This is a genomic window from Algivirga pacifica (genome assembly GCF_039543525.1).
Taxonomy (GTDB): domain Bacteria; phylum Bacteroidota; class Bacteroidia; order Cytophagales; family Flammeovirgaceae; genus Algivirga; species Algivirga pacifica.
On record NZ_BAABJX010000043.1, the window covers coordinates 37191 to 49195 of the forward strand.

The window sequence follows — 12005 nt, forward strand, 5'->3', positions numbered from 1 at the left end:
GTTATCCTATACTAAGTGATCCGGCCAGGACTCGAACCTGGAACCTTCTGCTTAGAAGGCAGAAGCTCTATCCAGTTGAGCTACCGGACCATTGCCTTTTCTCACTAAGGTCTAAAAACGGTCTTTAAAGTTGTTTTTCGTCGGGGTGGCAGGATTCGAACCTGCGACCCCCTGGTCCCAAACCAGGTGCGCTAACCGGGCTGCGCTACACCCCGAAAAACTGTTTTTCAGACGCCCTTTTGAAAATTGCTCTGCAAAGGTAAGGGTCTTTTTCAAAGTCGCAAAACTTTTTTCAAAAAAAATATAAAAAAATGAACTTATCTTAGAATGCTTATCTTTTAAACATATAGAGAATATGAATGTTTATTTTTGTAACTTTTAAAGGAACTCTTATTTTTGTCAGGCAAACAGTCTGTGAAGCCATTGAAAACTCACAAAATGGGCTAACTTTGGGCTATAGGTGGGTGTGCTCTTCCCTTTTATAAGAGTAATTTTTTTAAGATGCTTAATTTTCAAGCATTTAGCTTTTCTGAAAATCGAACTATTATTTGTGTTATAGAACTGAATAAAGGTGGAGAACGAACTGAATACCAATGAGCACCATGAAAGTGGTACCCTGCACGTTTCCAATATGTATGAGAACTGGTTCTTGGATTATGCATCTTATGTAATCCTGGAAAGAGCGGTTCCTTCGGTGTATGATGGCTTGAAGCCTGTGCAACGTCGTATTATGCATGCCATGAAGGAAATGGATGACGGGCGTTTTAATAAAGTGGCCAATATTATTGGTAGTACCATGCAGTATCACCCACATGGAGATGCCGCTATTGGAGATGCTATCGTGAATATGGGGCAAAAAAATCTCCTGATTGAGACGCAAGGAAACTGGGGTGATGTACGTACGGGGGATAGTGCGGCTGCTCCTCGTTATATAGAGGCAAGATTATCCAAGTTTGCGTTGGATGTAGTCTTTAACCCTAAGACAACGGATTGGCAACAGTCTTATGATGGGCGAAAGCGAGAGCCTATAAACTTACCCGTTAAGTTTCCGTTGCTATTGGCGCAAGGAGTAGAGGGTATTGCCGTGGGATTGGCAACCAAGATTATGCCTCATAATGTGCAAGAGTTGTTGAAAGCTTCTATTGATCTTTTAAGAGGTAAGAACGTACAATTATACCCTGACTTCCCAACAGGAGGTATGGCAGACTTCTCCAATTATAATGGAGGGCAGAAAGGAGGAAAGATACGTGTGCGAGCACGTATGGAAGTGGTAGATAATAAAACGATCCTAATTAAGGAGATACCATATTCAACGACAACTTCCAGTTTGATTGACTCCATCATCAAGGCAAATGATCAAGGGAAAATCAAGATCAAGAAGGTAGTGGATAATACTGCTGCAGAAGTAGAAATAGAAATTTCGCTTGGGGCAGGACAATCGCCGGATGTAACGATAGCTGCCTTGTATGCCTTTACAGATTGTGAAGTGTCAATCTCTCCGAATGCCTGTGTGATTATTGATGAAACACCGCATTTCTTGCCTGTAGAAGAGGTGTTGAAGTTTAATACGCAGAATACATTAGAGTTACTGCAGAAGGAACTGGAGATTCAGAAGGCTGAGTTGTTGGAGAAAATACTATTCTCATCATTGGAGAAGATCTTTATCGAGAATCGTATTTATCGTGATATTGAGGAGTGTGAGACTTGGGAGGCCGTACTGAAAACCATTGACAAAGGACTGGATCCTTATAAGAAAGATTTCTATCGTGAGATCAAAGAGGAGGATATCGTTCGTCTGACAGAAATTAAGATCAAGCGTATTTCCAAGTTTGATACCTTTAAGGCCGATGAGCTATTGAAGGGAATGCAAGGAGAGCTGGAAGAGGTTGAGGAGCACTTGCAAAACCTAGTGGATTATGCGATTGATTACTTCAAAAATATTCTGAAGAAATATGGTAAGGACTTTGATCGTCAGACGGAGATTACCAGCTTCGATACCATTCAAGCGGCTAAGGTAGCTGCCAATAATGCCAAGCTTTATGTGAATGCAAAAGAAGGTTTTATTGGATATGCCTTGAAGAAAGAAGAAGGGGTAGAGGAAGTCATGGAATGTTCTGATATTGATGATATTATCGTATTCAGAAAAGACGGCAAGTATACCATTACCAAAATAGCAGACAAAGTCTTCGTGGGTAAGGACATCATTCATACGGAGGTGTATGTTAAGGGAGACGAGCGTAAAGTGTATAATGCGGCTTACGTGGATGGAACTACCGGTGTAGCCCGAGTGAAACGTTTTCAGGTATTGAGCTTTACAAGAGATCGAGAGTATGATGTCACTAAAGGGACTAAAGGAAGTAAGGTGCTTTACTTTACTGCTAACCCTAACGGGGAGGCAGAGATTGTAGGCGTAACGCTTTCACCAAATAGTAAAGCCAAGATCAAATCCTTTGAGTATGACTTTGCTGAACTGGAAATCAAAGGAAAGACCTCCCAAGGGAATATTTTGACCAAGTATCCTGTGCGTAGGGTATACTTAAAGCAAGAAGGGGTATCTACCTTGCCGGCAGTGGATCTATGGTATGATGAGGCCGTAGGTTTACTGAATAAAGATGAGAATGGTAAATACCTTGGCAAGTTTAATGATGAGGATAAGATCATAGTATTCTATGATTCAGGAGAATATGAGTTGACTAACTTCGACCTGATCAACCGTTATGACCCTCGTCGTGTAGTTCTATTAGAGAAGTTCAGACCAGAGAAACCAATTACAGCTGTACACTATGATACGGATAAGCGTGCTTATTATGTCAAACGCTTTATTGTAGAGACAACCTCTCTAAACAAGAGATTCAAGTACATTACAGATTTCTCAGCTTCTCGTTTATTATTGGTGACTACGCAGCAGAATCCTGTCGCAGAGATTGCCTATAAGATAGGTCGCAAGAAAACCAAGACAGAGATGAACCTGAAGTTGTTCGTCGATGTCATGGGATGGAAAGCGTTAGGGAAAAAGCTACCATACGAAACTTCTGTAGAAGCGACCCTTGTTTCTCCAGATGATGAAATTACTGATGAGGATGGAAAGCGAAAAAAGAAAGAGGTAGAAGCACCTAAGGGACCTGAAGCCGGAGGAGGTTTAGGGTTGTTTTAAGGTATGATAAATTATTGTAAGAGAAGCCTGGGTGTTGATATGCCCAGGCTTTTTTGTTGAGGGGAGAAGTGGTACCATAACTATCCGAATTTAATGAAGAATGAAGAATTATGGGATACTGGTCGTAGCGTTCCGCACGTCATGTAATGATACGACCCGACACTGGTCTTAGGCTCCTGCCTAAGACCTAAAAGCGCTTTCGGCGAGCGTCCACGCTCGTTTTTATATGTTTTACTTTGACTAGGTATAGCAGTAACTACCTTTTGACAAGATTAGAGACAGTAGATGTAGTGATTTACGTTTTTTTATTACGATGATAGGTAGAGGAGGTTTCTAGTTGAATCATCAGGTTCTCTTCATCTATAGCGCTTACTATTAGCTCAAAAACTTGATTAGGATACATTCTTTTATAACCAAATTCCGCAAGGCAATCTTCATAATTACCAATTCCATTGAAAGCCTCTTCACAATCAAAAATGACTCCTTGAGGGTAGAAGCAGAGGACACGAGCTTTTACCCTTTTACCTTTGTAGAAAGTTGTTTTTATCCTCTTGAGGTGAGTAGTAAGATTCTTGTTTACCTTTTTCCACGTAGAAATAAATTCTTCTGTTGAAATTTCTTCCAACTCGTCAAGGACTTCTTCAAAACTTCCTTCAGGTAGAAAATAGGGGTCATCTTGACTGATTTTGTTCGTTGAAAAGGCTTCCTTTTCTCCAAGGAAAATTGCTCGATAGCAAAAATATTCATCGTCAAGCTCAAGGAGATTGGTGACTCGATCTTCCTCTTCCCAGATATATTTATAGTACTTCATCTTGGTATTCAGGATCTATGAAATAAGGGGGGTACACTAAATTAAGGAGCGTGAGTTGTTGTTATTTATAATCAACTATTAATGGCAGCACTCTAAGTGTCGGTACTTTTTCACCTTTACATATTCCTGGATTCCATTTGGAGGTACTTATTATGCCTTTTAATTGTTCATCTAAATTTGTTCCCTCAATTTTTTTAATTGTTCTCAAATCGGTGACGTTTCCAGTTGTTTCAACGATAAAAGCGATCACTATTTTGGACTCGGTAGGTGTGAAGTGCTTAGGGACTTTTAAAGTCTTCCATATTTTCAAAAAAAGTTTGTTCATTCCACCTATAACTTGGGGTTCAATATCCACTGATTTAAACACTATGCGATTGGTTAGTGTATCGACACTTGATAAACAGTGAGATATACTATCTTGAGCCAGGGTAGGGCCTGTCCAAAAAATTGAGATGAGGCTTAGAAGTAATATGTATCTCATTGTTTTTTTATTTAAAGCACATACAATTAGTCGTTTATTTTTTGAAGGAAACCAGTCTGTAATAAAAATTGCTGAACTGAATTTATATCTTTCTCACCATCGTATGGTATTAATAATTGTCCTTTCATCTCATCATAATTGGTATAATAAAATGCTGTGAATCGTCCGATGGGCTTCTTGTTTTTGATGATCCAAACAGCTTCAAAAGTACCGAATCTGTAGTACTCTCTGGTTGTGACCCCGACCTAGTCAAAGAGTTCAGATTTTATCGGCTACCTTTCATGAGAAACCTATAACGCTTCATAGATAAAATCGCTCTTTGACTATTCATCGGCTTGAGAGCTTGAGTAATAAACAGCCACTCTAAGAGCGATTTTATCTTGTGTCATCAATAGAAACAAAAGACTTTTCAAGTAAGATAAAATCTGAACTCTTAGAGTAGGGGGGAAACAAAAGGCTATTCAAGTAAGAAAAAATCTGAATGTTTAGAATAGGGGGCCATATGTTAGCTATATTTTTTCTAAAAGTTCTTCTAGGTTAAAACTGCTTTCAAAAGTCCTTGACGTAATAATGGGCAAATTTGCACTTCGCAAGATATACCTTGCTTCAGCATTTACCTTACCTCTGCTGCATGGAAGGGTTGATTGAAAATATTCATAGGTTTTGAGCTCTACGATCCAGTAACTCAACCCACACTCATACGAACCTGTTGACTCAATATCCCTCCATTCATTGTTATAATAGACTTGTTTTCTGAGGTCTAGATGATTTTCTTCGACAACGATAGATACGGTTGAATCAGTGAGGTTGACAAGTGAAACTTCAATTCCTTTAGTGTACTTGTCATAGAAGATTTCATCCGTATCCTTAATTAAAATCTGTAATTTGCTCCTTGTAAAATTGCCTCTCTCTGATTCATCCAGTTTTAGAGGTTCATTGGTATAATGCCATTGGGTGGGTACTTTGGAGGTAGTATCCACCAACACTCTCTCAATTGAAAATTTCAACGAAGTGGGTTCGAAATACTGAAGGCAGTCCTGTGCAAATGTTATGGATGTCGTTAGGATGAAAAAGTAGGTGAAGAATACTTTCATAGGTTATACTCTTTTCTCTAAATAACATTAACTTCTAAAAACTCCTCTAACTTTTTCTGTCCAATTTGTTCGTGTTCCTAAGTAAATAATGAGAGTGCCAATCGTTAGAAGAAGGAAAAAGCCAAATCGGCTCTTGTAAGAGGTATAAGCCATGTCAATTTCTGTTTTATCTCTAATATCTAGTTTAAAGAAATCTGGACCATACCTCATTTTATTTTTAGACACCCATATCGTTACAGGAGTTTCTTCAGTTAATTCTCTTGATAGGGACTCATAATATTGATGATACATATTTTGCTCAATATTTTCGAACATATGAAATGTGGAGGGGTGTTCAAAAAGCTTGATTTCAAGGGTAGCCTTATTGCTGAAATGTTCACTTCCAAACCTACCTGTAGATGATATCCGTTCAACAAATGTTTTTGAATACTCTATTTTTCCTTTGATGGGAATCAATGAGGATTCTGTCACTAAGAGCGCATCATAATTAAAGTAAATCCCGATACTAATTATTATTACTCCCATACTAATCATTTGCCATTTAGCATCACTTTTTTCCGATTTGGACATCTGATATCTTGGCTGTTCAGGTCTAATAATCGGTTTTTTTAGTTTAGTTACAGGTGCCAGATTCCGTCGTTCTAATTCCCAAAAAGCAGCTTGCTTAGCTTCATAAACATATTGTTGGCTAATAAGGATGGCTTGAAGCTCTGGTTCAGGTTTATTTTTAAAGTGCTGTGAGAATCTATTACTTTTCTTCATAAAGTTTTATAGGCTTTGGATCTTATTTTGATAAGTTCGTAGTCTCCTTTTAGGCAACTTCTTGCAATTATCAACCTTCTTAGGAGTGAGTGTATCTAACATAAACTGCTTGGCCTTACCAATTCCTCCTTGGTATTCTAACCTAGTCAAAGTGTTCAGATTTTATTCACTATTTTTCATTAGAAAGCCATAAAACTCCATAGATAAAATTATTCTTTTATTATTTATTTTCCTCTCTTGTAGCTGGTTCGTATTGACTTAGCGCTATGGTAAGATTTAAGTTGCCAGCGAGTTTTAAAAGTTCAGGTTCAAATCGGTCAGTTTGCCTGCCAACATCAAACATTCTAGTATAAATACCAAAATCAAGAGTAGCGGATTCACTTTCTAAAAGGCCAAATTTGGGTAATTTTAGCAGCTTATCGTAGTTATCGATCATGAATTTTATGGCATCAGATTTCTGAATGTGGAACTCATCAAAATCAGCAGCACTAATGTCAATGTTACAACCGCTGGTTGTGTAAAGAGATTCATGTTTTCTTTTTGGTGTTACAAGTTCTCCTGAATGCCAGACTTTATAAGGCTCAAGTAATGTGACTTCCAAGAATTGGTCTACCTTAAAGTTGACACCTTCTATTCTAAGTATACAACTCATGTTCTAATGTTTGTTGGTTATGATGTTTTTATGTCCAATATGCTCCATCCCAAGGTTCGGAAAATGCGATCGTACTGCTAGGTTGCAGTTCGATCATTTCCGACTCATGGTTAGGAATTAACCCAAACTTGTATCCATTAATTTCAACCTCGAAAGGTTTAATTTCAATGTCGTGGTATTCGACACCTTTCAGGCTAGAAACCAATTGTTCAATCTTTATATCTGTGTCAAATTTTAGAGCATCAGTTGTTCCAGCAAATTCATGTTTAACTTCTTGGAAATTGCCTTCGCTATCAAATAAGTATAGTACCGCATATTCTCTTCGATATTGTTGCCAATTCTCATATGGAGAAATGTCTCTTTTTGTTATCACAAAGGTTTCATAGCCCCAAAATTGCTTTCCGTCTTCATATGTTCCGATATAATGGGTGTGATAATCTTCTAATCGTTCTATTGGGATCTTTTTAGGGAACTTCATTTTTTAAATTTCTTTACTGGAGGAATTCCTTCCGACTTAAATTTTTCAATTGCTTTATTCCAAAAGCTTATCATACCGTTATCAATAGGGGCCTTTCGCCTGTTTCCTGTTTCATTTCCATCCATGTGTCCTAATTCATTGAACTCAACAGGTTCAGAAGCACTGAGGATATCACTGATATCAAAAGCTCCTTCAGATAGGTCATAATGTTCTTTTAAAAAGTACCACATTACCCAAAAAGCTTCCTCTGTTGTAAGATTGCCATCTTTAAATTTAGTCATATTTGTTTAGTGATATAGGTTTGTAGCATAGGAGAATAATTCAAAGATTAATGATAGGGTCTTGTTGAATTAGTTACCTATTCCGGTATTATTGATATGCTTAAGTAGCACATTGTCTAAATCGTCAGATAGATCCCAGAACTTATCATCCATTACATCAATATAGTTTTCTAGTTCATCCTCTGAAAATGCATCTAACTGTTCTTGTCTCTCGTCACGATCTTGAGGAACCCCTTTTGGGAAAAACTTCTTATTAAACTCTTGCAGTTGCTCTGCTATTGAGTGGAATCCTAGGTATTCCAAATCTTCAATTGTATCTGAGTTTTTATCAGCTCCATGATTAATATAGTGATCCCATAATCCATCAATGGTAAGTGGCTCTATATTAAACCATACTCGCTCCTCTCTGCTTAATTGATTATAATCTGAGAAACCTAATTCAACTATTTTTTCCCAGGCAGCTTGGGCTTCTTCTCTTGTCATATGTTTTGAAATTTATCGTAGTACGTTTTTTATTATGGCTGCACTCAACTCATAAATGCAACTTTTTGATTTAGTTTACTCCATTTTTTGTTATATCAATTTCTCCAAGATCAATTAATATTGTCCCATTTTCCATTCGGTAAATTTGATTAGAAAGCCACCTTCCGGAATCATCAACTACCGTTGCATAGACATCTTCTAAGCTATCCAAGGAGGTTCTTTCTTGTTCATGTAAATCACTTACACTCACTTGATGTCCCCAAAGCATTCAATTCTTAGAAAAGGTTTGGCGTTCAGATAGATGGGTTGGAATGCTATAATTGATACTACAACTAGCAAAGCTTTAGAGAAAAAAGTATTCATAATCAAAGGGGATTTATTTTGTGATCATTGTTTAATCTCGTAAAAGTGATCTCTTCAGCAATATAGTAGCTATCACCAATACATAATACAATCAAGTTTGAAGTTTCATCTATGCATTGGTTATTGCTCCACCGTTGAGAAACCCGATCACCCCAAAAATAAGTTTCGCATCCGTTTTGATTGAGAATACTATTGATCTCTTTTAATATAAATTCAGGACCTTGGGCAAAAAGGCCATCAGTCATTTGTAATAGAAATTCAAAATCATGACTTTTATTCAAATACTTATCAAAAGCGATACAACCGTTAAACTTGGATAAGAAGTGAAGATATAGGTCATGAAGTAGCTTATATGGGTCTTTAGCTCTATTTTTAATGTATAGTTCAGTGATAGAGTCTTTTTGTTCGTCTATCAAAAAATGTTGATCATAAACAACGATATCTTCGGACCATTCCCTTTGTATATATTCGTTTCTGACTCCTTTTAGTTGAATTGCCCATGACTGAGCTTCTTCAGATCGATCCAAGAGAATCGATAATATAATTTTAGCATCATCACCGAAGTACTCTATTGAGGATATAATTGCACCACCATCCCATTCTAGTTCATCATTCTCAATTACTAAGAGAAGTTCCTTTGGTAAGACCTGTTCATTAATTATTCTCATGAGCGTATTACAGATAGTGGTTGGAATTCTGTGTGTAGATTAGTTCATGTAACGGATCAATTCTTCCTTAATTCATAATGCCCTCCATTCGGATGAGGACTATTCACACAGTCACAACTGGAAATATCATTGCTTTCGACCCAAATGAGTTGCTTGCTGAAGGTAAAAGAGTTTATGATTACCCTTTCCCAAATTTATCTTTCATTTTCTGACTGAAAATAATAGGAAACAAATAGCCAAGCTCTGGAGTCTTACCCCGGATGAGAAATGGTTGTAAAGGGGGGAGGCTATCAATAACATTTTCTAATTCTTTACGGTAAATACCTTGTAGGTCACCTTTAATTGTGAAAGGTGTATTTGTATTAAGGCGAACGACTAAAGTTAACTTATAATCCTCAGAAAGGGATTTTATATTTATCCAGTCGATGTTTCGATATACCTCGCGTACAACTGCTACAAAATCACTTGACATTCCCGTTTGAGTTGCTTTAGGTCCATTATAGAAGTATTTAAGATCGGTTTGGTTACCGTTCGTGATTGTAATGACCGCTTCTTTATCACTAAACCCACCAAATCCCGTAGGATTAAGTGAGTAATACAACCTTTTGCCTTCTTGGATATAGAGCTCTCCAGTAAACCAGGTAGCTTTAATAGGTAGTTGTTGTCCTGGGAAGAGCCTATCCAAAAAGCTTTTGTCTGGGTCACCGCATATATCAATATCGATGAGGTATAGTTCTCCATGCTCTATTTTCCAAAGGCCAGTATAACCTCTATATAAGGCTGTTGAACACATTTTTCCCAACCGAGTATGTATCTGAGTTTTATTTTTAATGGTTTCAAGTTTTTCTTCAAATGGCAAGGAGAGAAGTGCTAAAGTATCCCCTTTGTAAATAATTTTTTCAGGAATTTGTTGTGTCCCAAATACAGAATGGGTAATGGCAATGGCAATAATTAATGAAAGGGCTGTAAAGCGCATAGATCGTTGTTTAGTTTGTCGTTAGATGAGTTGTTTCCCATAAGGTCCATCCTGATTGACTGCCAATGAATAGGAGACTTGTTCATCACTAAGCATTTTCAAGTATAAGATGTCATTTATATAAATCAATATTTGATTAGGAGAGTACCAATCAACGCTAATGATCTTTTCAGATAAATTGGTCTGAATGGAATGGTTGTTTTTGAATTTAGTTTGTAGGGGAGGAGCAAGTCCTCGGTCGATAGCTGCTTTAATTTCCTGTTGGCTATTCACTAACGTTCCTGTAGAACAAAGAAAGCCATCCATAATGATTCCCTGCTTATGATCAAGAAGGTAGGCCCAAATAGACTTCTGGTCTTCCTCTATAATCAATGTTTCTTGATTGTATGGACTCGAGATTTCGAGGTATAGCATTGTTTCTAAAATTAGATCATTAATAGTTCAAGTCAAGCTTCCAAAGTCCTTGGTATTTTAACCTAGTCAAAGAGTTCAGATTTTATCGGCTACCTTTCATGAGAAACCTATAACGCTTCATAGATAAAATCGCTCTTTGACTATTCATGGGCTTGAGAGCTTGAGTAATAAACAGCCACTCTAAGAGCGATTTTATCTTGTGTCATCAATAGAAACAAAAGGCTACTCAAGTAAGATAAAATCTGAACTCTTAGAGTAGGGGGCAACCCATTAAGAGCAAGGCAAAGGCAAAAAGTCTGGCAGCTTTCATTTTAGTTTTTAAGGTTAAAGAGTATCTTTTAAAGATAATTTAATCAAGGAATTCTGCAAAATGAGAATTATTTAGTTAAGGTGAAATTGCTCTTTGACTATTTACAACTTTGAAGGCTATAGTAACAAAAGACCTTTCAAGTAAAATCTGAACTCTTAGAGTAGTAGCGCAAGAATAGTTGCGTTCAACTAAACATCATGAACGAGCGAAGCTCAATTAAACAACTTGAACAATAACGATATGAAAATTGCTGTTTTATCAGGCGCAGGCATCAGCGCAGAGTCAGGAATTGCCACTTTTAGGGGAGCCGATGGCTTATGGGAAGGACACCGTATCGAGGAAGTTGCTTCTCCCGAAGGATGGGCAGCCAATCCTGACTTGGTGTTGGATTTTTACAATCAACGAAGAAAGCAAGCCTTGGAGGTCGAGCCAAATGCGGCCCATTATGGGATTGCGGCTTTGGAGCAACATCACGAGGTGACCGTGATCACCCAGAACGTAGACAACTTGCACGAGAGGGCAGGGTCTACCAATATTATCCACTTACATGGAGAACTGTTTAAATCCAGAAGTACGGTGGATGAGTCTTTGGTGTATGAGATGGACCATTGGGAGCTGAAAAAGGGCGACCTATGTGAGAAGGGAAGTCAGTTGCGCCCTCATATTGTTTGGTTTGGAGAAATGGTTCCGATGATTGAGCCTAGTGTGGAGGTCATCATGCAGGCGGATGTGGTTATTGTCGTAGGAACTTCCATGGTGGTGTATCCTGCTGCCGGACTAGTGGATTATGCACGTCCGGATGCTCCGATCTATGTGGTTAACCCAGAGGTGCCTAATTTTGAGTTCCGCCCTGCCATGGTGCATTATGTTCAGAAAAGAGCAACAGAAGGAGTGAAAGAGGTGGTGGAGTTATTGGTGTCTTAAATTAAAAGTTAAGATTTTATACTGCTAGCTAGCTCTGTTGAATCGTTGAATTAAGCTTCGCTCGTTGAATCGTTGATTCGAGTTGAATTGTTTATTGAATTCAATCAACAGCTTAACTCGATTCAACGAGCGAAGCTTAATTCAACTCTCCGAA

13 protein-coding genes and 2 tRNA genes are annotated in these 12005 nt (G+C 37.9%); 2 read left to right on the plus strand and 13 right to left on the minus strand.

Annotation, left to right across the window (positions count from 1 at the left end):
* Positions 1-16: 16 nt before the first annotated feature.
* A tRNA-Arg gene (locus ABD985_RS14430) sits at positions 17-90 on the minus strand.
* A gap of 50 nt (positions 91-140) precedes the next feature.
* A tRNA-Pro gene (locus tag ABD985_RS14435) sits at positions 141-215 on the minus strand.
* A 356-nt stretch (positions 216-571) separates the two neighbouring features.
* On the opposite strand from ABD985_RS14435, the gene ABD985_RS14440 reads away from it, so the two are divergent.
* Positions 572-3154 carry a DNA gyrase/topoisomerase IV subunit A gene (locus ABD985_RS14440; protein ID WP_345372889.1) on the plus strand — a complete coding sequence of 861 codons (2583 nt, stop codon included), beginning with the start codon at positions 572-574 and terminating at the stop codon, positions 3152-3154.
* A gap of 295 nt (positions 3155-3449) precedes the next feature.
* Here the strand turns inward: ABD985_RS14440 and ABD985_RS14445 are convergent, their stop codons facing one another.
* From ABD985_RS14445 to ABD985_RS14495, 11 genes are all read right to left on the minus strand, one after another.
* Positions 3450-3965, minus strand: a complete 516-nt coding sequence (locus tag ABD985_RS14445) for a hypothetical protein (RefSeq protein ID WP_345372891.1) — start codon at positions 3963-3965, stop codon at positions 3450-3452.
* Positions 3966-4026: 61 nt separating this feature from the next.
* Positions 4027-4446, minus strand: coding sequence for an energy transducer TonB (locus ABD985_RS14450; protein WP_345372892.1), 420 nt, complete (start codon positions 4444-4446; stop codon positions 4027-4029).
* 509 nt (positions 4447-4955) lie between these two features.
* Entirely contained in the window at positions 4956-5540 is a 585-nt protein-coding gene (locus ABD985_RS14455) for a hypothetical protein (RefSeq protein WP_345372893.1), read from the minus strand.
* Between the two features lie 27 nt (positions 5541-5567).
* The gene (locus tag ABD985_RS14460; protein WP_345372895.1) at positions 5568-6302 is read right to left on the minus strand and encodes a hypothetical protein; all 735 of its coding nucleotides are present in this window, start codon (positions 6300-6302) and stop codon (positions 5568-5570) included.
* A 220-nt stretch (positions 6303-6522) separates the two neighbouring features.
* A complete protein-coding gene (locus ABD985_RS14465; RefSeq protein ID WP_345372896.1) occupies positions 6523-6954 on the minus strand; it encodes a hypothetical protein in 432 nt (143 codons plus the stop codon).
* 28 nt (positions 6955-6982) lie between these two features.
* Complete coding sequence (locus tag ABD985_RS14470) at positions 6983-7432, minus strand: hypothetical protein (RefSeq protein WP_345372898.1); 450 nt, start codon at positions 7430-7432, stop codon at positions 6983-6985.
* Positions 7429-7713 (minus strand): hypothetical protein, encoded by a 285-nt coding sequence (locus ABD985_RS14475; protein ID WP_345372899.1) that lies wholly within the window; start codon positions 7711-7713, stop codon positions 7429-7431. Before ABD985_RS14475 ends, ABD985_RS14470 begins: the two co-directional genes overlap by 4 nt.
* Before the next feature lie 69 nt (positions 7714-7782).
* Positions 7783-8196: a DMP19 family protein gene (locus tag ABD985_RS14480; protein WP_345372900.1), complete on the minus strand. Its 414-nt coding sequence runs from the start codon at positions 8194-8196 to the stop codon at positions 7783-7785.
* Positions 8197-8561: 365 nt separating this feature from the next.
* Positions 8562-9227: a hypothetical protein gene (locus ABD985_RS14485; protein WP_345372902.1), complete on the minus strand. Its 666-nt coding sequence runs from the start codon at positions 9225-9227 to the stop codon at positions 8562-8564.
* Positions 9228-9405: 178 nt separating this feature from the next.
* Entirely contained in the window at positions 9406-10203 is a 798-nt protein-coding gene (locus ABD985_RS14490) for a hypothetical protein (protein ID WP_345372903.1), read from the minus strand.
* Between the two features lie 21 nt (positions 10204-10224).
* Entirely contained in the window at positions 10225-10617 is a 393-nt protein-coding gene (locus ABD985_RS14495) for a hypothetical protein (RefSeq protein ID WP_345372905.1), read from the minus strand.
* A 550-nt stretch (positions 10618-11167) separates the two neighbouring features.
* On the opposite strand from ABD985_RS14495, the gene ABD985_RS14500 reads away from it, so the two are divergent.
* Entirely contained in the window at positions 11168-11851 is a 684-nt protein-coding gene (locus ABD985_RS14500) for an SIR2 family NAD-dependent protein deacylase (RefSeq protein WP_345372906.1), read from the plus strand.
* Positions 11852-12005 lie beyond the last annotated feature (154 nt).

Bases quoted from the DNA above. Each gene is read 5' to 3' on its own strand.
- ABD985_RS14460 (WP_345372895.1), bottom strand. From the start codon at position 6,302: ATGAAGAAAAGTAATAGATTCTCACAGCACTTTAAAAATAAACCTGAA.
- ABD985_RS14490 (WP_345372903.1), bottom strand. From the start codon at position 10,203: ATGCGCTTTACAGCCCTTTCATTAATTATTGCCATTGCCATTACCCAT.
- ABD985_RS14475 (WP_345372899.1), bottom strand. From the start codon at position 7,713: ATGACTAAATTTAAAGATGGCAATCTTACAACAGAGGAAGCTTTTTGG.
- ABD985_RS14500 (WP_345372906.1), top strand. From the start codon at position 11,168: ATGAAAATTGCTGTTTTATCAGGCGCAGGCATCAGCGCAGAGTCAGGA.
- ABD985_RS14455 (WP_345372893.1), bottom strand. From the start codon at position 5,540: ATGAAAGTATTCTTCACCTACTTTTTCATCCTAACGACATCCATAACA.
- ABD985_RS14480 (WP_345372900.1), bottom strand. From the start codon at position 8,196: ATGACAAGAGAAGAAGCCCAAGCTGCCTGGGAAAAAATAGTTGAATTA.
- ABD985_RS14465 (WP_345372896.1), bottom strand. From the start codon at position 6,954: ATGAGTTGTATACTTAGAATAGAAGGTGTCAACTTTAAGGTAGACCAA.
- ABD985_RS14470 (WP_345372898.1), bottom strand. From the start codon at position 7,432: ATGAAGTTCCCTAAAAAGATCCCAATAGAACGATTAGAAGATTATCAC.
- ABD985_RS14485 (WP_345372902.1), bottom strand. From the start codon at position 9,227: ATGAGAATAATTAATGAACAGGTCTTACCAAAGGAACTTCTCTTAGTA.
- ABD985_RS14445 (WP_345372891.1), bottom strand. From the start codon at position 3,965: ATGAAGTACTATAAATATATCTGGGAAGAGGAAGATCGAGTCACCAAT.
- ABD985_RS14495 (WP_345372905.1), bottom strand. From the start codon at position 10,617: ATGCTATACCTCGAAATCTCGAGTCCATACAATCAAGAAACATTGATT.
- ABD985_RS14450 (WP_345372892.1), bottom strand. From the start codon at position 4,446: ATGAGATACATATTACTTCTAAGCCTCATCTCAATTTTTTGGACAGGC.